Origin of the sequence: Micromonospora sp. WMMD729 (assembly GCF_049315225.1) — a bacterium.
Classification (GTDB): domain Bacteria; phylum Actinomycetota; class Actinomycetes; order Mycobacteriales; family Micromonosporaceae; genus Micromonospora.
In genome coordinates this window covers 3,921,711-3,946,207 of sequence record NZ_CP186059.1, presented here as the reverse complement: position 1 = coordinate 3,946,207, position 24,497 = coordinate 3,921,711, and the positions used below count along the sequence as shown (strand labels likewise).

The 24,497-nt window shown below is 70.9% G+C and carries 20 protein-coding genes; 13 read left to right on the top strand and 7 right to left on the bottom strand.

The annotated features are described in order from the left end of the window. Positions 1-30: 30 nt before the first annotated feature. The 6 genes from ACN263_RS18025 to ACN263_RS18000 all read left to right on the top strand — a co-directional run bounded on the left by ACN263_RS18025 (position 31) and on the right by ACN263_RS18000 (position 8,417). The gene (locus ACN263_RS18025) at positions 31-2,205 is read left to right on the top strand and encodes an alpha/beta hydrolase (protein WP_422735520.1); all 2,175 of its coding nucleotides are present in this window, start codon (positions 31-33) and stop codon (positions 2,203-2,205) included. Positions 2,206-2,311: 106 nt separating this feature from the next. Beyond that, positions 2,312-3,652 carry an ABC transporter substrate-binding protein gene (locus tag ACN263_RS18020; RefSeq protein ID WP_422735519.1) on the top strand — a complete coding sequence of 447 codons (1,341 nt, stop codon included), beginning with the start codon at positions 2,312-2,314 and terminating at the stop codon, positions 3,650-3,652. A gap of 76 nt (positions 3,653-3,728) precedes the next feature. Continuing rightward, positions 3,729-4,670, top strand: coding sequence for a carbohydrate ABC transporter permease (locus ACN263_RS18015; RefSeq protein WP_422735518.1), 942 nt, complete (start codon positions 3,729-3,731; stop codon positions 4,668-4,670). Beyond that, positions 4,671-5,555 (top strand): carbohydrate ABC transporter permease, encoded by an 885-nt coding sequence (locus tag ACN263_RS18010; RefSeq protein WP_422735517.1) that lies wholly within the window; start codon positions 4,671-4,673, stop codon positions 5,553-5,555. It abuts the gene before it with no gap. Between the two features lie 43 nt (positions 5,556-5,598). After that, positions 5,599-7,326, top strand: coding sequence for an IlvD/Edd family dehydratase (locus tag ACN263_RS18005; RefSeq protein WP_422735516.1), 1,728 nt, complete (start codon positions 5,599-5,601; stop codon positions 7,324-7,326). 77 nt (positions 7,327-7,403) lie between these two features. Continuing rightward, the gene (locus tag ACN263_RS18000; RefSeq protein WP_422735515.1) at positions 7,404-8,417 is read left to right on the top strand and encodes a LacI family DNA-binding transcriptional regulator; all 1,014 of its coding nucleotides are present in this window, start codon (positions 7,404-7,406) and stop codon (positions 8,415-8,417) included. A gap of 61 nt (positions 8,418-8,478) precedes the next feature. On the opposite strand, the gene ACN263_RS17995 is transcribed toward ACN263_RS18000, so the two are convergent. Together ACN263_RS17995 and ACN263_RS17990 are read right to left on the bottom strand one after the other, a co-directional pair. Further along, positions 8,479-9,885, bottom strand: coding sequence for a ricin-type beta-trefoil lectin domain protein (locus ACN263_RS17995; RefSeq protein ID WP_422735514.1), 1,407 nt, complete (start codon positions 9,883-9,885; stop codon positions 8,479-8,481). A gap of 92 nt (positions 9,886-9,977) precedes the next feature. Beyond that, entirely contained in the window at positions 9,978-11,471 is a 1,494-nt protein-coding gene (locus tag ACN263_RS17990) for an endo-1,4-beta-xylanase (protein WP_422735513.1), read from the bottom strand. A gap of 414 nt (positions 11,472-11,885) precedes the next feature. Here ACN263_RS17990 and ACN263_RS17985 point away from each other — a divergent pair, with 414 nt between their 5' ends. Further along, positions 11,886-12,350, top strand: a complete 465-nt coding sequence (locus tag ACN263_RS17985) for a hypothetical protein (RefSeq protein WP_422735512.1) — start codon at positions 11,886-11,888, stop codon at positions 12,348-12,350. 63 nt (positions 12,351-12,413) lie between these two features. Here ACN263_RS17985 and ACN263_RS17980 read toward each other — a convergent pair whose 3' ends face one another. Beyond that, positions 12,414-14,768, bottom strand: a complete 2,355-nt coding sequence (locus ACN263_RS17980; protein ID WP_422735511.1) for an AbfB domain-containing protein — start codon at positions 14,766-14,768, stop codon at positions 12,414-12,416. Between the two features lie 301 nt (positions 14,769-15,069). Here ACN263_RS17980 and ACN263_RS17975 point away from each other — a divergent pair, with 301 nt between their 5' ends. Beyond that, positions 15,070-15,762, top strand: coding sequence for a type 1 glutamine amidotransferase domain-containing protein (locus tag ACN263_RS17975; protein ID WP_422735510.1), 693 nt, complete (start codon positions 15,070-15,072; stop codon positions 15,760-15,762). A gap of 70 nt (positions 15,763-15,832) precedes the next feature. Here the strand turns inward: ACN263_RS17975 and ACN263_RS17970 are convergent, their stop codons facing one another. The 3 genes from ACN263_RS17970 to ACN263_RS17960 all read right to left on the bottom strand — a co-directional run bounded on the left by ACN263_RS17970 (position 15,833) and on the right by ACN263_RS17960 (position 20,021). Beyond that, positions 15,833-17,446, bottom strand: coding sequence for an FAD-dependent oxidoreductase (locus tag ACN263_RS17970; protein WP_422735509.1), 1,614 nt, complete (start codon positions 17,444-17,446; stop codon positions 15,833-15,835). Positions 17,447-17,510: 64 nt separating this feature from the next. Further along, positions 17,511-18,764 (bottom strand): MFS transporter, encoded by a 1,254-nt coding sequence (locus ACN263_RS17965; RefSeq protein WP_422735508.1) that lies wholly within the window; start codon positions 18,762-18,764, stop codon positions 17,511-17,513. Positions 18,765-18,857: 93 nt separating this feature from the next. Then, entirely contained in the window at positions 18,858-20,021 is a 1,164-nt protein-coding gene (locus tag ACN263_RS17960) for an MFS transporter (protein WP_422735507.1), read from the bottom strand. Positions 20,022-20,185: 164 nt separating this feature from the next. Between ACN263_RS17960 and ACN263_RS17955 the strand changes: the two genes are divergently transcribed. Then, complete coding sequence (locus tag ACN263_RS17955; RefSeq protein WP_422740733.1) at positions 20,186-21,607, top strand: class I adenylate-forming enzyme family protein; 1,422 nt, start codon at positions 20,186-20,188, stop codon at positions 21,605-21,607. Positions 21,608-21,653: 46 nt separating this feature from the next. Here the strand turns inward: ACN263_RS17955 and ACN263_RS17950 are convergent, their stop codons facing one another. Continuing rightward, on the bottom strand, positions 21,654-22,283 hold the full coding sequence (locus tag ACN263_RS17950; protein ID WP_422735506.1) for a 4'-phosphopantetheinyl transferase family protein: 630 nt from the start codon (positions 22,281-22,283) through the stop codon (positions 21,654-21,656). A gap of 15 nt (positions 22,284-22,298) precedes the next feature. On the opposite strand from ACN263_RS17950, the gene ACN263_RS17945 reads away from it, so the two are divergent. The 4 genes from ACN263_RS17945 to ACN263_RS17930 are packed head-to-tail and all read left to right on the top strand — an operon-like array spanning position 22,299 to position 24,497. Continuing rightward, the gene (locus tag ACN263_RS17945) at positions 22,299-22,586 is read left to right on the top strand and encodes an acyl carrier protein (protein WP_422735505.1); all 288 of its coding nucleotides are present in this window, start codon (positions 22,299-22,301) and stop codon (positions 22,584-22,586) included. Positions 22,587-22,588: 2 nt separating this feature from the next. Next, positions 22,589-22,831 (top strand): hypothetical protein, encoded by a 243-nt coding sequence (locus ACN263_RS17940; protein WP_421471758.1) that lies wholly within the window; start codon positions 22,589-22,591, stop codon positions 22,829-22,831. Further along, on the top strand, positions 22,828-23,943 hold the full coding sequence (locus tag ACN263_RS17935) for a beta-ketoacyl synthase N-terminal-like domain-containing protein (RefSeq protein ID WP_422735504.1): 1,116 nt from the start codon (positions 22,828-22,830) through the stop codon (positions 23,941-23,943). The genes ACN263_RS17940 and ACN263_RS17935 overlap by 4 nt, the downstream gene beginning before the upstream one ends. After that, complete coding sequence (locus ACN263_RS17930; RefSeq protein WP_422735503.1) at positions 23,940-24,497, top strand: beta-ketoacyl synthase chain length factor; 558 nt, start codon at positions 23,940-23,942, stop codon at positions 24,495-24,497. The genes ACN263_RS17935 and ACN263_RS17930 overlap by 4 nt, the downstream gene beginning before the upstream one ends.

Sequence of the window (24,497 nt, the reverse complement as noted above, 5' to 3'; positions counted from 1 at the left end):
TCCGCTACCGGCACAGGAAAGGAGTGGAGCGTGACAAGCGAACAGTATCACGGGCGCTTACGCCGCCTCAGCGTACGCCGGCTCTCGGCGGTGTTGGGCGCCGGAGTCATCGCCATGGCGGCGTCCCTGCTCGCGCCGCAACCGGCAGCGGCGGCGGACACGCCGTGGCTGGACGTCTCCCCGGACCGCTACGCCTCGTTCACCGTACCGGCCGCGTACGTCCAGGAGCACCTGGGCACCGTCTCGCAGGTCGTCGTCGAGGGCAACTTCGGCCCGTCCGCCAGCTGGGCGGAATTCGGGCTGACCCGCCGCGGTGACGTGTGGTCCGGTGTGCTCGGCGCGCTGACGCCCGGGCTGTACCGCTACCAGGTGACCGCCGACGACACCAAGACCATCAAGGATCCGACGAACAGCACGAGCGTGGCGTCCGACCCGCTGCTGAGCACCTTCCTGGTCGCCGGGGAGTCGGCGCGCTGGCTGGCCGACGCGCCCGCCGGCACCGGCGGTACGGTCGGGACCCTGACCTACCGGGTCCGCGCCGAGCAACGCTCGGCCCTGGTCTGGACGCCACCCGGGTACGCGGCCAAGAAGCCGAAGGGCTACCCCACGCTCTTTTTGGAGTCGGGCGACGGCGTGGCCGCCAGCGACTGGCTCGATCTCGGTCGCACGAAGCAGATCCTCGACAACCTCTCGGCGGCCGGCGCGATGCAGCCGATGGTCGTGGTCATCGCCGACAGCGCGGACGACCGTGAGCTGAAGGACCTCCGCAAGGCGGTCGCCGACCACTATCGGGTCCTTCGTGATCCGGCGCACCAGGCCATCGCCGGCGTCGCCGACGACGCTGGGCGGGCGGTCCGGGCGGCGCTCGCCAAGCCCGGCCAGTTCGGCTACGTCGGCTGGTTCTCCGGCACCTCGGCGCCGACGATCGACCGCAGGGACGCCACGGCGTTGCACCACCTCAAGCTGCTGCGGCTCTACACGGGGAACGTCACCGACCCGGCCTACAACACCACCTACCGGCTGACGAAGGCGTTGGACCGGGCCGGCGTCCGGTTCGAGTTCGACGGGGTCAACCCGGACGGCGGCGGGAACTGGACCACCTGGCAGGAGAACCTGGTCGACTTCGTGCCACGACTGTTCGGGCACGTGTCGGACCACGGACCGAGCCCGGGCCACGGGCGGTTCACGGGCGAGTTCACCCCACCGCCGGCCGGCACCACCCCGACGCCCTTCGTCACCGAGGACGGGTTCGTCACCTTCGAGACCACCACGGACTTCGCGGACGCCCAGCACGTCACGGTGTGGGCCAACATCGCGCCGGGCGGCAGTTGGCTGCGCGTGCCGCTGACGCGCGACGACGACCGGTGGCGGGCCACCGTGGGGCCGCTGAAGCCCTGGTTCTACTACTACCGGCTGATCGTCGACCGGGTGCCGTTCAAGGACGTCTCGAACCCGACGAGGGTGACCACGGAGCCGATGTGGAGCACCTTCCTCATCCCGGGCCCTGCGGCCCGACTGCTGACGGACGTGCCCGCCGGGCAGGGCGGCACGGTCGAGACCATGACCTACGCCAGCACGGTGGCCGGCCAGGACCGCACCGCGCTGGTGTGGACCCCACCCGGGTACGACCCGCAGCGGGCGCAGCCCTATCCCGTCCTCTACCTGCAACACGGCGGTGGGCAGAACTACACGGACTGGGTCGAGATGGGCCGGGCCAAGCAGATCCTCGACCACCAGTTCCTCGACGGCGACCTCACGCCCATGGTGGTCGTGATGGGCAACGGCAACTCGTCGAACTTCAACCGGGAACTGCTGGAGAACATCGTGCCGACGGCCCGGTCCCGCTACCACGTCTCCAGCGACCCGTCCCAGCAGGCCCTCGCCGGACTGTCGATGGGCGGAGGGCAGGCGTTCGGTGTGCTGAAGGCATACCCGGGACAGTTCGCCTACGTCGCGGCGTTCTCGGCCGGCTTCGGCAGCGGCGCCGGTGTCGACGTCGCGGCGATCAACAACGGCACCAGGATGCTCCGGCTGTACGTCGGTGACCAGACCGACTTCGTGTACCCGAGCTTCATGGCGTCGCTGACCACGTTGGACACCCTCGGTATCCGCTACGAGTTCGACGGGGTCACCCCCGGGCCGCACGGCTGGGACGTGTGGCAGAAGAACCTCATCGACCTGGCGCCCCGTCTGTTCAAACGCTAGGAGCCTGCCCAGGCGACGCCACCGGGAGCGGGGTCCCAGCCGCCCCGGTGGCGCCCGCCGGCGCATGGATGTCTGTGCACCGCCACCTCCGAAGGGAACCATCTCAATGAAGAGAAGACGCATACTCGCCACGGTGGCCCTGCTCGCGGCCGGGAGCGGCCTGGTTGCCTGCTCCTCGGACGACGGCGGCAGCGACGCGAGCAACTGCACGAACACCATCACCAAGCAGAACGTGCCGGTCGTGACGATGTGGGGCTGGTACCCCAACACCCAACTCGTCGTCGACAACTTCAACAAGCTCCACGACGACGTGCAGGTCTGCTGGACCAACGTCGGTCAGGGCGGCGACGAGTACGACAAGTTCCAGACGGCCATCTCGGCGGGCACCGGCGCGCCCGACGTGATCATGGTTGAGGCGGACCGGATCCCGACCTTCCAGATCCAGGGCGCGCTCGTGGACATCAAGCAGTACGGCTACGACGCGGTGAAGGCCAACTACGGCGAGGGCGCCTGGAAGGACGTGTCGGTGGGCGACGCCGTCTACGGCGTCCCGGTCGACGGTGGCCCGATGGGCATGATCTACCGCAAGGACATCTTCGACAAGTACAAGATCACTCCACCGAAGACCTGGGCCGAGTACGAGCAGACCGCGCAGAAGGTGAAGGACGCCGGCGGTCCGCTCTTCGGGGATCTCGGCGCGAACGTTCCGGCGGTGCTGATGGCGTTGCAGATCCAGAAGGGTGCGTCGCCCTTCACCTACGACCCGGCGCAGCCCAAGTCGATCGGCGTGCAGCTCAACGACCAGGCGTCCAAGGACGTGCTGGACTACTGGGGCGGCCTGGCCAAGAAGGGCCTGGTGGGCACGCAGGACCAGTTCACCCCGGAGTACATCTCCGGCGTGATCAACGGCAACTACGCGACGTACATCTCGGCGGCGTGGGCGCCCGGCTACCTCACCGGCGCGGGCGTCGGTAAGGGCCAGGACACCGGCAAGTTCGCGGTCGCGCCCCTGCCGCAGTGGGATCCGGCCAACCCGGTGCAGGTGAACTGGGGTGGGTCGGCCTTCTCGGTGACCAAGCAGGCGAAGAAGCCGGAGTTGGCGGCGAAGGTCGCCTACGGGCTGTACGCCGACAAGGAGTCGCTCACCGACGGCTGGACCAACCAGATCATCTTCCCGCTGAACCTCACGGCGCTCAAGGATCCCGCGTTCGTCGACCTGAAGGTGGCGTTCTTCGGCGGCCAGCAGGCGAACAAGGAGGTCTACCTCCCCGCCGCCGAGGCGTACCAGGGGGTGTCCTACGCGCCCTTCGGCCAGTACTACCTGGACGCCATGACGAAGCAGGTCAGCGAGGTCATCAAGGGGTCCATCACCGGCTCGCAGGCGGCCGACAAGCTCCAGGAGGACGTCGCGAAGTACGCCAAGGAGCAGGGTTTCACCGTTTCGTGACCGCTCTGGGTGGGCCGTGTCGGCGCTGTCGGCCGGCCCACCCACGATCCCCGCGTCCCCGTCCCGGAGAGCACAGATGACAGTCCTGACCGAGCAGCGCACACCGCGTCCGCCGAGCGAGACGCGCAAGATCCGTGGCAAGGTGCACCTCCGCGAGCACCTGATGGGGTGGCTCTTCGTCGGGCCCTTCGCGCTCGTCTTCCTGGCGTTCCTCATCGCGCCGCTGGCGTACGCGCTGTACCTCAGTCTCTTTCAGAAGAAGCTGATCGGCGGCACCAGCTTCGTCCTCTTCGACAACTACGTGAAGGCGTTCACCGACCCGAGCTTCCTGTCCGGAGCCTGGTTCGTCATCCGCTTCTCGCTGGTCTCCATCCCGCTGCAGATCGTCCTGGCGCTCGTGATGGCCCTCATCCTGGACGCGGTGACCACGCTGTTCGCGCGCTTCTCCCGCCTCATGATCTTCCTTCCGTACGCGATCCCCACCGTCATCGGTGCGGTGATGTGGGGGTTCCTCTACAGCAAGGGCTTCGGCCCGCTCACCGACATCTTCGGACTGTTCGGCGCCACCGCGCCCGACTTCCTGGGCAGCGAGCTGATCTTCTACGGCCTGCTCAACGTCGTCACCTGGCAGTGGGCCGGCTACTACATGATCATCCTGTACGCGGCGTTGCAGGGCATCGACCCGACGCTCTACGAGGCCGCCCGGATGGACGGCGCCGGCCGGTGGCAGATCGCGACGCGGATCAAGATCCCGCTGATCGCGCCCGCGCTGATCCTGATCCTGGTCTTCTCGCTCATCGGCACCCTGCAGTTCTTCAACGAGCCGCAGATCCTGCGCTACCTCGCCGCGGGCACGATCGGGTCCGACTTCACCCCCAACATGTACGCGTACCAGCAGGCGTTCTCGCTCGCCAACTTCAACTACGGGTCGGCGATCTCGTTCGCGCTCGGCGGCATCGTCTTCATCTGCGTGTACGCCTTCCTGTTCTTCACCCGCAAGCGGAGGAGCTTCCTCTAGATGGCCGACCGCACCAGCGTCCGCGCCGGCGTCCGCCGGCCGCAGCGCTACCTCCCTCTGCAGATCCTCCTCGGCTTCCTGGTGATCTACTTCCTGGTGCCGTTCTGGTGGGTCGTCGTCAACAGCTCCAAGGACGCGCCGGGCCTGTTCGGGGGCGGCAACACGCTCTGGTTCACCGACCACGTCGACTACGTCGGCAACCTCCGGCAGCTCTTCACCTACGACGGTGGCATCTACCTGCGGTGGATCCTCAACTCCACGCTGTACGCGATCGCCGGCGGAGTCGGCGCCACGGTCCTGGCGGTGATGGCCGGCTACGGGTTCGCCAAGTACCGGTTCGCCGCGCGGCGTTTCAGCTTCGCCGTCGTGCTCGGCGCGCTGATGGTGCCGGCCACGGCCCTGGTCATCCCGACCTTCATCATGTTCTCCCGGCTCGGCCTGACGAACACGGTCTGGGCGGTGATCCTGCCGTCGCTGCTCAACCCGTTCGGCGTCTACCTGATGCACGTGTACGCCCGCGACGCGGTGCCGGACGAGTTGCTGGACGCCGCGCGGGTGGACGGCGCGGGGGAGGTGCGGACCTTCCTGCAGATCGCGCTTCCGCTGATGCGTCCCGCGGTGGTCACCGTGCTGCTCCTGTCGGCCGTGGCGTCCTGGAACAACTACTTCCTGCCCCTGGCCATGCTCTCCGACAACCGACTGTTCCCGGTGACCGTCGGTCTCGGCCTCTGGCAGGGGATCGCCTCGGCGAACAACTCGGGCGGCACGTCGCTGTGGAGCCTCATCATCCTGGGCTCGCTGGTGTCGGTGATCCCACTGGTCATCGCGTTCTTCAGCCTCCAACGACACTGGCGCGGCGGCCTATCCGTCGGAGGACTTCGCTAGGTCGCGTCGCGCGATCTCAGAGGCATGACAGAGAGGTGTGCTGATGTCGACGACAGATCGACCGCTGCGCAGCGGGCAGTGGTTCGGCGCCGAGGGCCGCAACGGGTTCATCCACCGGTCCTGGATGCGCAACCAGGGATTCGCGGACGACGTCTTCGACGGTCGCCCGGTGATCGGCATCGCCACCACCTGGTCGGAGCTGACCCCCTGCAACGCCCACCTGCGAGACCTGGCCGAATCGGTGAAGCGCGGCGTGTGGGAGAGCGGCGGCCTGCCGCTGGAGTTCCCGGCGATGAGCCTCGGCGAGCCGCTCATGCGTCCCACCACCATGCTCTACCGCAACCTGCTCGCGATGGAGCTGGAGGAGTCCGTCCGCGCCAACCCCCTCGACGGGGTGGTCCTGCTCTCCGGCTGTGACAAGACCACACCGGGCCTGCTGATGGGGGCGGCGAGCGTCGACCTGCCGACGCTGATGCTGACCGGCGGCCCGATGCTCAACGGCAAGTTCCGGGGCCAGGACATCGGCTCGGGCACGGTCGTCTGGCGGTTCACCGAGGAGATGCGGGCCGGCCGGATGAGCGCCGCCGACTGCGCCGAGGCGGAGGTCGGCATGTCCCGCAGCCGGGGGCACTGCATGACCATGGGGACCGCCTCCACCATGGCCTGCGTGACCGAGGCGCTGGGCGTGCAGCTGCCCGGGGCCGCCGCCGTACCCGCCGTCGACTCCCGGCGGTACGCGCTCGCGCAGGCCGCCGGGCGTCGGATCGTCGCCATGGTGGGTGAGGACCAGCGGTTGTCCTCGGTGCTCACCCGGGAGGCGTTCGAGAACGCCATCCGGGTCAACGCCGCGATCGGCGGCTCCACGAACGCCGTCGTGCACCTGCTCGCCATCGCCGGACGGCTCGGCGTGCCCCTGTCACTCGACGACTTCGACACCCTCACCGCCGACGTCCCACTGCTGGTCAACCTGATGCCGTCCGGGGCGTACCTGATGGAGGACTTCGCCTACGCGGGCGGCCTTCCGGTGGTGATGAAGGAACTCGCGCCGCTGCTGCACACCGACCACGTCACGGTCAGCGGCCGGAGCGTGGCCGAGAACGTCGCCGGCGCGCAGTGCTGGAACTCCGAGGTCATCGCCACCATGGCGGAGCCGTTCCAGGCCGCCGGCTCGGGCACCGTGGTGCTGCGCGGGTCGCTCGCCCCGTCCGGGGCGGTGCTCAAGGTCTCCGCCGCCTCCCCCCACCTGCTCACGCACACCGGTCCGGCGCTCGTCTTCGACCGGATCGAGGAGTACGTCGTCGCCGCCGACGACCCGGACCTCGACGTCACCCCGGACACGGTGATCGTCGTCCGCAACGCCGGCCCGCGCGGCTACCCCGGCTTCCCCGAGGTGGGCAACGTGCCCATGCCCCGCCGCTTGCTCACCGACGGCATCACGGACATGGTGCGGATCTCGGACGCCCGGATGAGCGGCACCGGCTACGGCACCTGCGTCCTGCACGTGGCGCCGGAGGCGTCCGTGGGCGGCCCGCTCGCGCTGGTGCGTACCGGCGATCTGGTCCACCTCGACGTCGCCACCCGCCGCCTCGACCTCCTGGTCGACGAGGCGGAACTCGCCGCGCGGCGGTCCGACTGGAAGCCGCCGCCGCCGGTCGCCGACCGGGGTTGGGTACGGCTGTACAGCGAGCACGTCCTGCAGGCCGACAGTGGGGCGGACCTCGACTTCCTGGTCGGTGGCGGCGGCAGCGCGGTGCCCCGCCACTCACACTGACGGCCACGCGAACGTACGAGGTAACCACCCATGGAAGAACGGACGGCCCGCCAGTGACAGTTCACGCGGAGAAAGCGGTGGCGACCGCCCACCGGCCAGCGGTCATGGCGGACGTCGCCCGCCTGGCGGGCGTGTCACACCAGACGGTGTCCCGAGTCATCAACGGAGCGCCCGCGATCAGGCGCGAGACGCGGGAGCGGGTCCTGGACGCCATCCGGCGACTCGACTACCGCCCCAACACCGCCGCCCGGGCGCTGGTCCGGGGACGCTCCGGGATGATCGGCATCATCGGCACCGCCCGGACGCTGTTCGGTCCGACGAGTATCCATCGCAGCGTCGAGGACGCGGCCCGCGCCGCCGGCTACTTCGCCACCTCGGTCAGCCTGGAGGAGGTGACGGTACGGGCGCTCAGCGACGCCACCGAACACCTCATGCGGGTCGGCGTGGAGGGCGTCGTGATGATCGCCGGCAACGACGAGGCGCTCGAGGTGGTGCGGATGACCCGCTCCGGGGTGCCCTTCGTGGTGGTGGAGGGCGACCTGTCCAGGGCGAGCGTCACCGTCGGCGTCGACCAGGTGCTCGGCGCCCGGCTGGCGACCGAGCACCTGCTCGGCCTCGGGCACACCGAGATCGTGCACGTGTCCGGCCCGCTCAACTGGGCCGAGGCCCGCGCCCGCCGCGACGGCTGGCGCACCGCGATGCTGGCGGCCGGCGTACGCCCGCCCGAGCCCGTCGAGGGTGACTGGATGGCGCACAGCGGCTACCTCGCCGGGCTGCGGATCTGCGAGATGCCCGGCACCACCGCGGTCTTCGCCGCCAACGACCAGATGGCCATCGGTGTGCTGCGCGCGTTGCACGAGCGCGGCCGGCGGGTGCCGCAGGACATGTCGGTCATCGGGTTCGACGACGTGCCCGAGGCGGCGTACCTGATTCCGCCGTTGACCACGATCCAGCAGGACTTCGGCGCGGTGGGGCGACGGGCCATCACGGCGGTCACCCAGGCCATCGACGACACGGTGCCGCGTCCCCTGCCGTTGGTCGTACCCACGCTCGTGGTGCGGGCGAGCACGGCGGCGCCGACCGGTACGTGAGCCGCGGACGCCGCACGGCGGGGCGGGCCCGGCGTGACGCCGAGCCCGCCCGGTGCGGTCGCTAGAGCGCGGCGAGCCGGAACTGCTGGTTGGTCTGTCCGTGGCAGTCGTAGAGCTGGATCTGGGCGCCGTTGGCGGTGCTCCAGACGTCCAGGCAGCGTCCGGACTGGACTCCGCTGATGGTGCCGTTGGCGTTGATGTTCCACTGCTGGTTGGTCTGTCCGTGACAGCTGTAGATCTGCACGGCCGCGCCGTTGCCGCTGCCCGCGGCGTCGAGGCACATGTTGCCGTACACCTGGAGTTGCTTGCCCGAGGTGTACGTCCAGGACTGGTTGACCTGCCGGTTGCAGTCGTAGAGGGTGACCCGCGTGCCGTTGGTGCGCGACGCGTTCGGTACGTCGACGCACCGGCCCGACTGCGCGCCGATGATCTGGCTGGCCGAGCTGGGCGGCGTGCTGGGTGTGCTGGTCGGCGTCGGGGTCGGACTGCTCGTCGGGGTGGTGGTCGGCGTCGGACTGGTCGGCGTCGACGGCAGCAGCGGGCAGGTGCTGCGGTAGGTCACCACACCGCTGTTGTCCAGCAACGGGCAGAGGAACTGGCTGTACCGGGCGTCGTTGTCGATGAACATCTTGACGAACGGCAACATGGTCCGGACCATCACCGGGTTCGACCGTCCGACCATGAAGCCGTGATCAGCGCCGGCGACCTCCAGGTAAACGCTCTCGGTGGTGCTCGGGATGCTGTTGTAGAGACCGGTGGCGTAGGACGGGGTGACCACCGTGTCCGCCTGGCCGGCGAAGATCATGGTGGGTACCCGGTCGTTGGCCAGGTTCGACGACGGCGAGTACGGCGCGATACCGACGACCGCCTTCAGCGACGGACGCCGCATGGCGGCGCTCAGCGCCCCACCGCCGCCCATCGAGTGGCCGGCGACGGCCAACCGGTTCGGGTCGACACGGTCGCGTACCGGGCTCTGCTGGGTCAGGTAGTCCAGCGCGGCGAGGAGTTGGGTGCCGCGCGCCGTGTCGAAGTCGTTGCGGCTGTTGGTCTCGATGCCGATCACGACGAAGCCGTGCGAGGCCAGCCACGGTCCCATCCAGGCCAGTTCGGCGGAGAACAGCGCCGTGTAACCCGGTGAGATCGCGATGGCCCCGAAGGTGCCCTGGCTGGTGTCGGTCGGGTAGTAGATCCGGCCGCCGTTGAAGCCGTACCCGGTCGGGACGGCGACCGACGTGTTGGCGAACGGTCCGTTCACGGCGGTGACGCTGGTCCGGGTGGGGTCCGGGCCGCGCTGGTACGGGTTGTCGGCCGCTGACGCCGACCCGGTCGCCAGGGTGATGGTGAGCAGCCCGACCGCGGCGGCCATCCCGGCGGCGGCAACCGTGAGCAGTCGTCCCCGGATGCCGGACGACCTGCGGTCGACCGGGGTGTCCGCCGGGGGCGGTGGGTGGTCTGCGGGTCCTCGCACTGTCGGTACCTCCTGGGGGTGGTGGTGGAAAGACGAGGGGCGGGTGGGCTCGTCAGGTGCTGAGCCCACCCGCCCCGGAGTGTGGCGAATCGTCAGCTGGACGAGAGCCGGAACTGCTGGTTGGTCTGTCCGTGGCAGTCGTAGAGCTGGATCTGGGCGCCGTTGGCGGTGCTCCAGACGTCCAGGCAGCGTCCGGACTGGACTCCGCTGATGGTGCCGTTGGCGTTGAGGTTCCACTGCTGGTTGGTCTGGCTGTGGCAGCTGTAGATCTGCACGGCCGCGCCGTTGCCGCTGCCCGCGGCGTCGAGGCACATGTTGCCGTACACCTGGAGTTGCTTGCCCGAGGTGTAGGTCCAGGACTGGTTGGCCTGCCGGTTGCAGTCGTAGAGCTGCACCCGGGTGCCGTTGGTGGTCGAGGCGTTGGGTACGTCGACGCACCGGCCGGACTGCGTGCCGACGATCGCACCGGCCGAGCCGGGTGGGGCGGTGGGCGTGGGCGAGACGGTGGGGGTCGGACCCGGCGTCGTGGGCGTGGGGCTGGTGCCGGGGCCCGCGCTGTTCAGCGCCTCCAGAGTGGCCGTGTACGCGGCCTTCTTGTTGCCGTTGCAGTCGAAGAGCAGCGGCGTGCCGCCGGAGCGCCACGAGTCGCAGTCCCGTACGCCCCACACGGTCAGGCCGTTGCAGCGCGCCACGGCGAGGCAGTCGTTGACCACGCTGCGGTAGGTGTTGGCCTGCGTGCTGCCGGAGCCCTCGATGTCCAGTTCGGTGATCTGCACGTCCACCCCGAGGGCGGCGAAGCTGGACAGCGTCGTGCGGTAGTTGCTGTTGTACGGCGAGTTGGCGTTGAAGTGCGACTGGAAGCCCACGCAGTCGATCGGCACCCCGCGCGACTTGAAGTCGCGCACCATGTTGTACACGGCCTGGGTCTTGGCCCAGGTCCAGTTGTCGGTGTTGTAGTCGTTGTAGCAGAGCTTCGCGTCCGGGTCGGCCGAGTCGGCGGCGCGGAACGCGGCCTCGATCCAGTCGTTGCCGGTGCGCTGGAGGTTCGAGTTGCGACGGGCGCCGCTGTTACCGTCCTCGAACGCCTCGTTCACCACGTCCCAGGAGTAGATCTTGCCCTTGTAGTAGCCGGCCACCCGGTTGATGTGGTTCAGCATGGCGCTGCGCAGCGCGCTGCCCTCCATGCTCTGCATCCACCCGGGCTGCTGCGAGTACCAGGCCAGGGTGTGACCGCGCACCTTCCAGCCCCGGGAGAGGGCGTGGTTCACGATCCGGTCCGCGTTGCCGAACGTGAAGTTGTTCTGCTGCGGCTCGGTCGCGTCGATCTTCATCTCGTTCTCGGGCGTGATCGCGTTGAACTCGCGGTTCAGGATCGTCGTGTACGCGCTGTCGCCGAGCTTGTTGGCGGCCACGGCGGCACCGAAGTACCGGCCGGACTGGGCCGCTGCCGCGCCGAGAGTCGTCTCGGCGGCCTGCGCCAGGTTGGGCAGCATCGATACGACAAGGGCTGCAATTATCGCGGCAGTTCCGGAAAGAGTGAACGCTCGTAGTCGGATACGCCCGGGGGGACGGGGCCGGGAAACCATGCTGATCCTCCGGTGGTGGGTGGGAGAACTCGGTCGCTCTTCGGATGGGTGGCCCGCTGTGCTGGCCGCGGTCGCGATGCTGGGGTCGCTCGGGCGGGCCGACGGTCGCATGCGTTGTCCGGGCGACTGTGGTCCGTCTGACCAGCGGCGGAAGGGTGGCGGTGGGGGCGGTGGTGGACGCGGTCGGATGGCTCGTGATGGGGCCTGGCGGATCGGGTGAGGCGCCTCCGGTGCGGGAAATGATCATGTTAACGATCACACTGATCGATGTCTCAGGCTCGCAGAAAATTCCGGCTTTATCAACCGGTAGTTTCAGGGCTGTTGCGAGACAGCACGTCAGGGCGTGAGCCGCGTCAGACGCAAGATCGGGTACCGTCCTGCCGTCGGCTCTTCCTGTTGCTCCGGAGTGTTCACGTGTTCTCGCCCTCGGTGCCCCGCCGGGCCCTGCTCGCGGTGACGTCCACGCTGATGGCCGCCACCGTGGCCGGCTGCGGCGACGGCAACGAGACCCAGCGGTACGCCGACCGCGTACGGGTGGAGGGATTCGCGTTGGTCAGGACGACGTACTCGAACGGCGAAGGTCGGTCCTACCTCGGGCCGGCCGGCGAAGGGACACCCCCGGTCACCGCCCCCGGGCTCACCCTGACCTCGGGCGGCATCGACACGTCCTACCTGTTCTACGACTACCTCGCCACCGGCCGGGGCACCGACTCGGACACGGGCACCTGCTCGGTGACCGTCTACGAGATCCGGGACCGGGCCAAGGCCGTGGACTACCTCGATGACGACCTGAACAGCAGCCAGCAGCGGGCGGTGCGTGACGGCACGTCGCGCATCCTGCATCTCGACGTGCTCTGCGACGCGCAGGCCGACACGTGAGTCGGTGCGGGCCGACGACTCCTGGCCGGCCCGCACCGATGGTCGGAGCACGCTAGGTCGCGGTCAGGGGGCCCAGGGGGCGGCGATGTTCCAGGTGCTGTCGGCCGCCCAGAGGCTGGGCGTGTTGTAGGCGTCGCCGCCCGCGCCGTTGCTGAGCCAGACCTCCGAGTTGTGGTGCCGGAGGTACTTTCCACGGAAGTTGTACGACTCCAGCGACACGCCGCTTCCGGTCAGCCCCACCCGGGCGCACCAGGTCGCGTCCGCCCGCAGCAGCGCCGACCCGTCGTTCGGCGAGTTGCGGACCCGGGAGTTCTGGTGCCGCAGGTACTGGCCGGGATAGTTGACCGACTCGAAGGAGTAGCAGGCGCCGTCGGCCAGGCCGGGTCGGACGGTGTACGTCGCGTCGTTCTTGAGCAGCGCCGAACTGCCCGCGTCGACCACCTCGGTGTACGCCAGGCTGTTCTGGTGGCGCAGGTACCGGTTGGTGTAGCCGGGGGTGGTCACCTGCAACGAGCGCCGGGTGTTGACCGGCAGGGCGACGGGCGCGGCGCTGCCGATCGTCCTGGACGCGGTGACGAGGGCGGAGTTGGCCGCGCGGACGCGGGCCTGGTCCATCTTGACGACCTGCCGGTCGTAGGTGAGGAAACCGTTCAGCTCCCCCTCCTGGTCGGCGATCTCCGTGTAGATCGAGGCGCTGAGACCCGCGCCGAGCATCAGGTTCTGCGCGCCCTGCACCAGCCCCACGTACCGGTCGGTGAGCGCATCCGAGGTGGGCTGCCACTCGTAGGCGAAGAACTGCCCGTTCGGGCTGTACTCGTGGCCGGGTGCGCGCAGGCCGAGGCCGCCGAACTCGCCGAGTACCGCGATCCGACTGCTGGACGGCGAGGGTGAGTCCGGGCCGAGGTAGACGTGCCAGTCGTCGATGTCGCCGTTGCCGGGGTTGCCGAGGGACTGGCAGCAGTTGTAGCCGCTGTGCGGGTTGACCAGCCGGGTGGGGTCCTGATTCTTGATGTTCTGCGCCACGCGGCGGGTGTCGGCCAGGGCGCGCTCACCCCAGCCCTCGTTGTAGGGCGTGTAGGCGACGACCGCGGGGGAGCTGCGGTGCTCGTCGACGATCTCGCGTGCCTCGGTCTCGAACTGCGCCTGTTGCGCGTCGGTGGGGTCGATGTTCTGCGCGGTGAGTGACGGGATGTCCTGCCAGACCAGCAGGCCGAGCCGGTCGGCGTGGTAGAACCAGCGCTGCGGTTCGACCTTGATGTGCTTGCGCACCATGTTGAAGCCCAGGTCCTTGTGCTTCTGCAGGTCGAAGGCGAGGGCGGCGTCGGTCGGTGCGGTGTACAGGCCGTCCGGCCAGAAGCCCTGGTCGAGGGTGCCCACCTGGAAGACGAACTGGCCGTTGAGCTTCGGTCGGAGCACCCCGTTGACCACGCCGGTGGTGATCTCCCGCATGCCGAAGTAGTGGGCGGTCTGGTCGACTGTCGCGCCGCCGGCGTTGCGGAGGCGAATCCGCAGGTTGTAGAGGAACGGATCGTCGGGTGACCAACGGCGGGCGTTGGGCACCGGGACGCTGAAGTCGGTGAAGCCGCCGGTGGCGGAGCCGACGACGGTGCTGCCGTTCAACGCCTCGGCGAGCACGCTGTGCCCGCTCACGTCGCCGCGGGTGAAGACCCGGACCCGCAGGGTGTTGGTGCCCAGGTTCGGGTAGACGTCGACGCTGCTGATCGACGACGCTGGCACCGGCTCCAGCCACACCGTCTGCCAGATGCCCGAGCTGGGCGTGTAGAAGATCCCGCCGGGCTGCTTGGTCTGCTTGCCGATCGGCGGCAGGCTGCCGTTCTGCCGGGTGTCGGTCGGGTCCCACACCTTCACCACGATCTCGTTGACGCCGCCGTTGAGCTGCGGGGTCACGTCGAAGGTGAAGGCGTCGTAGCCGCCGGTGTGCGTGCCGACCCGCACGCCGTTGACCCAGACCGTGCTCTGCCAGTCCACGGCGCCGAAGTGCAGCAGGGTCCGCCGGCCCGACCAGTTCGGCGGCACGGTGACGGTGCGTCGGTAGAACAGGTAGTTGCGGTTGTCGTTGGCGGCCCGCTGGACGCCGGAGAGCGCGCTCTCCACGGGAAACGGCACGTTGACCCGTTCGGGCAGGTCGGTGTTGAACTGTGGGGCGTCGTCGGTGGCGGACTGACGCAGCTGCCATTCCCCGTTCAGGGTGAGCCAGTCCGGACGGGTCATCTGTGGTCGCGGGTACTCCGGCAGGGGCGTCCCGGCCAGCGCCTGGCTGGTCCACGGGGTGGTCAGCGGCGGCGTCTTGGCCGGCGCGGCCCGCACCGGTCGGGCCGGTGCGGCGAACACGCCGACGACGAGGGTGAGGACGAGCAGTAGGGGCAGGGCGGGGCGGGCGGGGACCTGACGTGTCATGCCGTCTCCGAGGGGCGGGTCGCCGCGGGCCGTGCGTGCTGAGCCCGCAGCGCGCGGGCGGTGGACATCGGTTATAGAGCCACCCCGGATGCCCAGTCAATCGCTGACTGTCGATGCATCTTCTGTCCAGTGCTCCTCAACCGGCGTTGCCTACAACTCCAGGTGCATGGGTCATCAGCGAGCACGAAGGGTTCTCATCCAGCTTGCGGTCGTCGTCGTCGCCGTCTGAGTCGCCCGAGCGTGGGTATGACCGCCGACGCGACGGACGGCGGTGCCGGCCTGCTGATTCAAGGAGTGGAGCATGACCAAGGTTCTGATGGTGTTGACCTCGCACGACCAGCTCGGTGACACCGGCCGCAAGACCGGGTTCTGGCTGGAGGAGCTGGCCACGCCCTACTACCGGTTCCGGGACGCGGGATGGGAGGTGACGCTCGCCTCGCCCCAGGGCGGACGGCCGCCGCTGGACCCGAAGAGCGACGAGCCGGACTCCCAGACCGAGCAGACCCGCCGGTTCACGGCGGACGCCGAGGCCGAACGCCAGCTCGGGGCCACCGTACGGCTCGACTCGGTCTCCGTCGCGGACTACGACACCGTCTTCTACCCGGGCGGTCACGGACCCCTGTGGGACCTCGCCGAGGACGACACCTCGGCCAGGCTGATCGAACAGGTGGTCGCGGCGGGCAAGCCGATCGCGCTGGTGTGCCACGCACCCGGGGTGTTGCGGCACTGTGTCACGCCCGCCGGGGAGCCGCTGGTGGCCGGCAAGCGGGTCACCGGCTTCACCGACAGCGAGGAGGAGTACATGGGCCTGACGAAGGTCGTGCCCTTCCTCGTCGAGGACGAGTTGGTCGCGAAGGGCGCCGACTTCTCCAAGGCGGGCAACTTCGAGCCGTACGTGGTCAGTGACGGGCTGCTCGTCACGGGCCAGAACCCGGCGTCCTCCGGACCGGCGGCGGATCAGTTGATCTCGCTGGTGGGTCGCAGCGGCGGGTAGCAGCAGTGACCTCCGTCCGGTGGGCGTCACCGCCCACCGGACGGAGCCGTCAGGTGGCTGTGCCGCGACCTCAGCGGGCGCGCACGGTGTGGACCGCGGAGACCGCGCCGGCGCCCTCGCCGACGGCGGTCGCCACCCGCTTGGTGGAACCGGAGCGGATGTCACCCACCGCGAAGACGCGGGCGGCGCTGGTCTGGAACGGCAGTGGGGCCTCGTGCGTGCCGGACGGCAGCCGGCTGTCGGTCAGCACGAAACCGCTGTCGTCCGTCGCGATGCCCGTCATCCAGCCGGACTCCGGTTCGGCGCCGATGAAGCAGAACAGCCCCCGGCAGTCCAGCCGGGTGGAAGCACCCTCCTTCGCCACGACGATCGCCGTCAGCGCGTCCTCGCCGTGCAGCTCCCGCAGGGTGCTGCCGGTGTGGACGGTGATCCGGGGACTGGCCTTGATCCGGTCGGTCAGGTACGCCGACATCTTCGCCCCGAGATCGGCCGCGCGGACCACCAGGTGGACGGCGCAGCCGCGCTCCGCCAGCGAGAGCGCCGCCTGCCCGGCCGAGTTCGCGCCGCCCAGCACGGCGACCGGCTGCGACTCGTAGCCGCGTACGTCCAGCTCGGTGGCCGCGTACCGGACGCAGCCGCTCTGCTCGAACTCCGCCCACCGCTCGATGTCGAGGCGTCGGTAGCGCGCGCCGGTGGCGGCGATGACCGCGGACGTCCCGATCCGGGTGCCGTCCGCCAACGTTACGACCGGACGGTTCTCGTCGGAGACGTCGAGGCCGACCGCCGCGCACGGCGCGTAGATCTGCACGCCGAACTTCAGCGCCTGGAGCATCGCCAGCCGGGCCAGCTGCTCACCGCTGACGCCCTCGGGGAAGCCGAGATAGTTCTCGATGCGTGCGCTCTTGGCCGCCTGGCCGCCGATGCCGGTGCCGTCCAGCAGCACCGTGACGAGCCCTTCGGAGGCGCCGTACACCGCCGCGGCCAGCCCGGCCGGCCCGGCGCCGACCACGACCAGGTCGGCATCGCGCGCCGTGGCGACGTAGGTCAGGCCGAGCGTCTGGGCGACCGTGCCGGGAGTGGCGCGACGCAGGACGTGGTTGCTGGTGACCGCGACCGGCAGGTCGTCCTCGCCGACCCCCTCCGCCCGCATGAGCGCCCGTCCGGGCAGCGATGCCGCGTCGAGCCAGGCGTGCGGGAGGAGCATCTGGTTCACGTACGTCCGCAGCTCCAGCGACTCGGCCACCTGCGGCCGACCGACGATCTCCAGGGCGTTGCCGGCCTCGCCCCGCATGAGTTCACGCCGGGCCTGGAAGGTCTCGATCAGCACGTCGGCGATGTCGACCTGGTCGGCGAGCACGCGGCGCAGCTCGGGGGCGGTGATCCGGACGACCGTCCCGGCCGTCACGACACGGACCGTGAGGAACACCTGCTGCCCGGTCAGCAGGCTCAGTTCGCCGAGGAACTCGCCCGGCCCCCGCCGGTAGATCAGCCGTTCCGGCTCCAGCGCCGTCGCGTTCCGGACCGCCTCGGCGGTCGCCGTCCGCAGCAGGAAGAAGTCGTACGAGCTGTCGCCGGCGGCGTACAGGTGTTGCCCCGGACGGACCTCCTCCTCCGTGCCGTAGCCGGCGAGGCGGTCGAACTGGTCAGCGTCGAGGACAGGGCCGTCGGCGTCTCCGGTGCGCACAGTCGAACGGTAGGTGCCCGGTGTTGACGAGGAATGGATCGGCTCTGATTTTCGCCGGGTCGTGTCACTCACCGCGGGTCCTGTTCGTGGTCGGGACGGCTCGCCCGGGTCGACCCACCGTGGTGAGGTAGAGGAGCAGGCCGGCGCCGGTGAGGACGAACCCCGCCCAGACCGTGGAGAGGGTCCCCCAGCCGATGCCGAGGGCGACGGCGCCGCCGATCGCGCCGAGCGAGTTGGCGAGGTTGAGCGCGGCCAGGTTCAGCGCGCCCATCAGGGTCGGCGCGTCGGGTGCGAACTGGGTCAGCTTCACCTGGATCGCGGGGATGGCGAACATCATGGTCGCGCCGACGCCGAACAGCGCCGGCAGGAGGATCAGGATCTCCCGGCCGAGGAGTCCGATGGCCACGAGCAGCACCAGCACGTAGCCGAAGCCGAAGATCACCGGTCGGCCGTCCTCGTGGTCGGCGGCCCGACCACCGAAGTAGTTGCCGACCGCCATGCCGAGGCCGAAGACGGCCAGGGCGACCGGGATGAGCGCCGTACTCTCCCGCGCCGCGTCGGTGACGAAGGGCCCGACGAAGGTGTAGACGGCGAAGATGCTGGAGATGCCGAGCGCCGCGACCGCGACCATGAGCCAGACCTCGCGTCGTCGGAGAGCGGCGAGTTCGTGCGCCACCGAACTGCCGTGCAGGTCGTCGGTGCGCGGCAGCCAGGCCAGCAGCGCCGCGCCGGCCAGCAGACCCAGGCCGACCACGGTCCAGTAGGTCGCCCGCCAGCCGACCTGCTGGCCGACGAGGGTGCCGAGCGGCGACCCGACGATGGTGGCCACCGTCAGGCCGCCCATCACGGTGGCGAACGCCCGGCCGCCCCTGCCCGGACCGTAGACGTACGCGGCGACGACCGCCCCCGCGCCGAAGAAGGCACCCTGCACGCTTCCCGTGATGAAACGGAAGACGACGAGGGTCGCGATGTTCGGGGCCAGGCCCGACAGGACGTTGCCGACCAGGAACAACGCGATCAGACCCAGCAGGAGGGTACGGCGGTTCGCGCGCGCCGCGAGCAGCGTGATCGCCGGTGAGCCGATCATGACGCCGAAGGCGTAGGCGCTGATCGCGTACGTCGCGACCGGGATGGAGGCGCCCAGGTCGGCGGCGAAGAGTTGCAGGATGCCGTTGCTGCCGAACTCGCCGGTGCCGATGGCGAAGGTGCCCAGCGCCAACGCGAAGAGGGTCAGCCCCGGTCGGGGAGCCGACCGTGCCGGCGCGTCGTGGATGCCCTGGTCAGCCGGTTGGAGCCGGGTGTCGTGTTCTGTGGTCATGGAGCCTTGTCCTCGGGGCGGGATTGCCTTTCCGCGGACATGCTGACGACCGCCAGTTGACAACGTCTGGAGTCGGTCGGACCGCGCCTGCCCTCAGCCCACGCGCCCCCGGCTCGCGTCCCGGCCGAGCAGCACGAGAGCGGCCAGCGTCAGCAGCCCACCGACAAGTGCGAGCGCGCGTGCCCCCGACGCGGGCAGCAGAGCGCCGCCGAGCAGCGAGCCGCCGGCGATCCCGACGTTGAAGGCGGTGCTGACGGCGGCCGACGCGATGTCGGTGCTGCCGGGCGCCAGGTGCAGCATCCGGTTCTGCACGGCGGACGCGAACGCCGCGTAGGCGAGGCCGAGCCCGGCGAGCGAGGCGACCGCGCCGTGCGGGAATACACCGAGTGCGTACAGGCCGAACAATGCGGCCGTACCGACGCCCAGCGCCGTCAACAGCGAGGCGATCGGCCGGGTGTCCAGGGTCCGGGCCGCGAGCAGGGTGCCGAGCACCCCCGCGACGCCGGCGGTGAACAGCAGCGGCGTGAGCGCCGCGTCGGCGAAGCCGCTGACGTCGAGCAGGAACGGCGCGATGTAGGTCTGCACGGTCAGGAAGCCGCCGATGCTGAGCGCGGTGGCGACCAGCAACACGGCGAAGCGCCGTCCGTCGGGCGCGGTGCCCCGCGCGCCGCCGCCGGCCGCCGGGGGATAGCTGGGCAGGAGGGCGACCACCGCGCCGGCGATCACCAGGCCGACCCCCGCCAGCACCGCGAACGCGGTACGCCAGCCGGCCTGCTGGCCGAGCCAGGTGCCCAGAGGTACGCCGAGCACCGGCGCGAGCGTCGCCCCCGTCGCGAACAGCGCCACCACCCGGCCCCGTACCGCGACGGGGAAGGGCCCGATCACGGTCGCCGTGGCGATGGACCAGAACAGCGCCTGCGCGACAGCGGTCCCGAGGCGGGCCCCGGCCAGCACGGCGTACGACCGCGCGAGCGCGGCGGTGCCGTTCGCGGCGGCGAACAGGAGCATCGTGACGCCGAGCAGGTGACGACGGGGGATCCGCCGGGTCAGCCGGGCCAGTGGCACGGACGCCAGCACGACGACGACGGCGTACCCGCTGACCAGCAGGCCCACCCGCGAGTGGGACCGGTCGAGGTCCGACGCGATGTGTGTCAACAGGCCGACCGGCAGCAGTTCGGTCGTGACGAACGCGAACGCGGCCAGGGCGAGCGTGACGAGCACGGCCCTGGCCCGGGGTGGCGACACCTCGGGCGTCACCTACGCGGCCACCGTCCGACGGGCGCTTGACGGTGGGGACCGCGCCGATATAATTCATCGAACCGGGATGTCATCAGATGAGGAAACTCCTCCGTTCGGCGCGTACATACCCGTCGAGTCGAGCCGGCCCGCCGTTCGAGCAGCGTGGAGGCCCTGTGTCCACTATAGATTCGCCGCTGGCGGCGGTGCGGCACGATCTGCCCGCGCACGGCACCGGCTGGGTCGACGACGTCCTGCTGGCGGGCCCGGGCAACGAGACCTGCCTCGTCCTCGGTGCGCCGGTCACCCGGGCGCAGCTGCGCGCCGAGGTGGCCTCCCGGCAGGCCCGGCTCACCGACGCCGGGCTGCGCCCGGGCGGAGCGATCGCGCTCCGACTGCCCTCGTCGCTGGCGTACGTGGCCAACCTGCTCGCCGCCTGGCGGATCGGCGCCCAGGTGACGCTGCTCGACCACCGGCTGTCGCGCGGCGAGGTCGAGCGGGCGCTCGAACGCGTCGGCGCGCAGTTCCTCGTCCAGCCCGTGGACACCGTGCTCCCGCCGCTGCGCGGCTTCGTCACCGTCGACGAGACGGTCGTCGCGCGTCCGGCCGGGCGTCCGGCGTCGACACCGCACGCGCTCATCCAGCTCAGCTCCGGGTCCACCGGCCCGTCGAAAGTCATCGGCCGCACCGTCGACGACCTGGTCGCCGAGATCGAGCGGTACACGCTCACCGACGGGGTGCCCCGGCCCGGCGAGCGGCTCGTGCTGCTCGCGTCGATGGCGCACGTGCTGGGTCTGGTCGGCGGCCTGCTCTACGCCCTGCACGCCCGGGTCACGCTCACCCTGCCGGAGCGGATGACGGTGGGCGGCGTGTTGGGCGTCATCGCCGGAGAGGCCACGCCGACCACGGTGATCGGCGTGCCCGTGCACCTCGAGATGCTGATGGCCGGCCGTCCCGCTGGGCCGTTGCCGCAGTTCGTGCGGATGACCACGGCGGGCGAGCTGGTCCGGCCCGGCGTTCCGGAGCGCTTCGCGGAGTGCTACGACACCGTGCTGGGCAACATGTACGGGATGACCGAGGTCGGCGTCATCGCCACCGACCTGTTCGGCGTGCACCGGCCCGGGGTGCGCCCGGCGCCCGGGATCGAGGTACGGGTCGTCGACGGTGAGCTTCAGGTCCGCCGGCCCGTCACCCCGTACGTGGGGCTCGTCGACGAGAGTCGTTGGTCCGACGGCTGGCTGCGCACCCGGGACGCGGCCACCATCGACCCGGTCACCGGGCTGGTCACCATCCGCGGTCGCCTCGACTCGCAGGTGTCCATCGGGGGCCTCAAGGTCGACCTCACCGAGGTCGAACAGGCCATCCTCGACCTGCCCGGCGTCACCGAGGCGGTGGTGACGTTCGACGGCGGGGCCATCGAGGCGTACACGGCCGTCGACAAGCCGTTGACCGGGGCGGAGTTGGACGCCGCGTTGGAGGACGTCCTGGCCGCGTACAAGCGACCGCTGCGCTGGCAGATCCTGGAACGGCTGCCGCGTACGTCCAGCGGCAAGCTGGTCCGCGACGTGGCGGTGTTGCGCAGCGCGTCGGCCGAGCCGACGCCGTGATGACGCCCCGAGACGGGACGGGTGTGGCGCGGCCAGTGAACGGCCGTCACGGCGCGGTCGCCGGCGGTGGGTCGACGAGCAGCCGGATGCCGTCGGTGGCGACCTGGCGCGGTCGGTCCTGCCCGGCGACGGCCAGCACCAGGCCGCCGGGGAGGGTGCCGCAGGCCACCTCGGTCCGGCTGCCGGGCACCGGGCGCATCGGCAGCGACCCGGGCGGGTCCGGCCAGACGGTCGGCAGCAGCAGCGGTTGCCGGAGGCCGCCGCCGCGCAGGCCCGTGCCGCGCGCCTTGCCGATGGCCTCCTTCTGGGTCCACAGCCAGAGGAACGCGCTGGTGTGCAGCGACTCCGGCTGGTCGGTCAGCCAGTCGGCGTCGGCCGGCGCCATCCAGCGCCGGGCCAGCGCCGCGCCGGGCAGCGCGCGTTCGCGCTCGACGTCCACGCCGACCGGTGTCACCGCGGAGACGGCCACCGCCACCACGGCGCGTCCGTGGCTGATGCTCGCGTGCAACCCGCGCGCCGCGCCGGTGAGCCTCGGCCGGCCGGTCTGGTCCCGTGCCACGCCAACCTCGGCGGCCGGCACGCCGAGCAGGTCAGCAGCGGTGCTGACCAGATGCTCCGACGCCCGGTCCCTGGGGTCGCCGGTGATCGTCGCAATCCGCACCACGACCCATTCCATGGGAGGAGTCAAGCAATGTCAGATGAGGTTCGCCAGTCCATCGTCGATGCGCTGGCCCAGATGAACTACGACGTCGACGACGTCACCGGCGACACGGTGCTCGGCCCCGCCGGCCTCGACCTGGAGTCGCTGGCCGTCGCCGAACTCGCCGTCCGGGTCGAGGACACCTTCGGCGTCAAGTTCACCGACGAGGAGTTGGAGAAGCTGGCCGACTACACCCTCGACCGGTTCGCCGCCGAGGTGGCCGGGCGCGCGGAGCCGGCGCGGAGCGCCCCCGTCGCACCGGCCGCCGCGGCGGAGTGACGGTGGGCGACAGCGATCGCCGCGACGAGATCCTGTCGATCCTCGCCGATGTGGGCTACCGGACGGTCGACGCCTCGCGTGAGCGCATCGACTCGCTGGAGCTCGCCCGGCTGGTCTACGAGATAGAGCGGCGTTACGGCCTCGACCTCGACCTCGACGACGACGAACTGGCCGCCATGTCCACGGTGACCGGTGCGGCGGAGATCCTCGGTCGCCTCACCCTGACGGCTGCGGAGTCGGAGTGACCCACTCGACTGTCGTGGTCACCGGACTGGGTCTCCTGACGGCGCACGGCCGCGGCCCCGCGCCGCTGTTGACGGCGGTGCTCGCCGGGAAGCCCGCGTTCGGCGAGGTCCGTCGCTTCGACCCGGGCCGCAGCCGGGTACGCGCGGCGGCGACCCTCGCCGGCACCGGTGACCTGACCGCCGAGGTGGTCGCCGTCGTCGCGGACGCCTGCGACGACGCCGGGTTGGCGGGCCTCCGCGCCGGGTGCCCGCTCTTCTTCGCCACCGGCACGGGCACCAGCGTGGTCCGCGCCGGAGGGTCGGGCAACGGACCGGCCGAGCTGGCCGCCACCGTGGCCCGGCGAACCGGGCTCTCGGGTGTCGCGCGGGTCTACACGTCGGCCTGCGTGGCGGGCAGCACCGCGCTGGCCGAGGCGGCCTCGATGATCGCCCGGGGTCGGTGCGACCGTGCCGTGGTGGCCGGGGGCTTCCTGGTCGACGCCGACCACCAGGCCCTCTTCGACGCCGGCCGGGCGCTGGCCGACGACGGCGCCGTACGCCCGTTCAGCAACGGCCGGCGCGGCATGCTGCTGGGCGACGCGGTCGTCGCCGTGGTGCTGGAGTCGGCGGCCGGCGCCCAGGGGCGGGGCGCTCGGGTGCGGTCCCGGCTGGCCGGTTGGGCCCGGGCCGGCGACGCCTACCACGTCTGCCAGCCCGATCCGGGTGGCGCGGGGATGGCGTCGGCCATCCGGGCCGGGCTGGCCCGGGCCGGTGTGCCGCCGGAGGAGTTGGCGTACGTCAACGCCAACGGCACCGGCACCACCCGCGCCGACGCGGCCGAGAGCAGCGCGTTGCGCGCCGGCCTCGGCGCGGCGGCGGGATCGGTACCGGTGAGCTCGACCAAGTCCGTGCACGGGCACGCCCTGGAGGCGTCCGGCCTGCTGGAGTTCGCGGTGACCGCGCTGGCCCTCGACGCCGGCCGGCTGCCGGTCAACGCCGGCTTCGTCGAGGCGGACCCGCAGTGCCCGGTACCGGTGGTGCGCGAGCCCGGCCCGATGCGGGGTCGGTGGGCCCTGAGCTGCAATTTCGCCTTCGGCGGGGCGAACACCGCGCTGGTGCTGGGGGCGGCGTGACAGACCTCGACACCGCCGGCGGCGCGGTCCGTGAGCTGGCCCGCGCGGCGTGGCCCGAACCGGGTGACGCCGGCCGGCCGCCCGCGGTCCGCGGGTTCGTCGCCTCGCCGTTCCCCCCGCTCGTGGTGGCCGTCGCCGGTCGCTGTCTGCGTCGGCGCACCGGTACGGGGCCGGCCGGGCCGACCGCCGTCGTGCTGGTCAGCGCGTACGCCGACCAGGCCACCGCGGCGGCCATCGCGGGGGAGGTGGACGCCGGCCGGCGGGTGTCGCCGATGTACTTCTTCCAGTCCGTACCGAACTCGGTCCTCGGCCACGTCGCCACCGAGTGGGCCCTGACCGGACCGGTCGTGTGTCTCAGCCCGGCCGGTGACCCGGTCGGTGAGGGCCGGGCGGTGGCCGAGGGCCTGTTCGCCGACGGGGACGCGGCGGAGGCGCTGGTGATCGTCGTCGAGCACGACACCGACCCGGCCAGACCCTCCGGCGCGACGGCCCTGTTGCTCACGCCCGACCACGAGACGACCAGGCCGCCGACCGGCGGCGGACAAGGCGGTTGA

Bases quoted from the DNA above. Each gene is read 5' to 3' on its own strand.
- ACN263_RS18020 (WP_422735519.1), top strand. From the start codon at position 2,312: ATGAAGAGAAGACGCATACTCGCCACGGTGGCCCTGCTCGCGGCCGGG.
- ACN263_RS18015 (WP_422735518.1), top strand. From the start codon at position 3,729: ATGACAGTCCTGACCGAGCAGCGCACACCGCGTCCGCCGAGCGAGACG.
- ACN263_RS18010 (WP_422735517.1), top strand. From the start codon at position 4,671: ATGGCCGACCGCACCAGCGTCCGCGCCGGCGTCCGCCGGCCGCAGCGC.
- ACN263_RS18005 (WP_422735516.1), top strand. From the start codon at position 5,599: ATGTCGACGACAGATCGACCGCTGCGCAGCGGGCAGTGGTTCGGCGCC.
- ACN263_RS17990 (WP_422735513.1), bottom strand. From the start codon at position 11,471: ATGGTTTCCCGGCCCCGTCCCCCCGGGCGTATCCGACTACGAGCGTTC.
- ACN263_RS17980 (WP_422735511.1), bottom strand. From the start codon at position 14,768: ATGACACGTCAGGTCCCCGCCCGCCCCGCCCTGCCCCTACTGCTCGTC.
- ACN263_RS17975 (WP_422735510.1), top strand. From the start codon at position 15,070: ATGACCAAGGTTCTGATGGTGTTGACCTCGCACGACCAGCTCGGTGAC.
- ACN263_RS17965 (WP_422735508.1), bottom strand. From the start codon at position 18,764: ATGACCACAGAACACGACACCCGGCTCCAACCGGCTGACCAGGGCATC.
- ACN263_RS17950 (WP_422735506.1), bottom strand. From the start codon at position 22,283: ATGGAATGGGTCGTGGTGCGGATTGCGACGATCACCGGCGACCCCAGG.
- ACN263_RS17945 (WP_422735505.1), top strand. From the start codon at position 22,299: ATGTCAGATGAGGTTCGCCAGTCCATCGTCGATGCGCTGGCCCAGATG.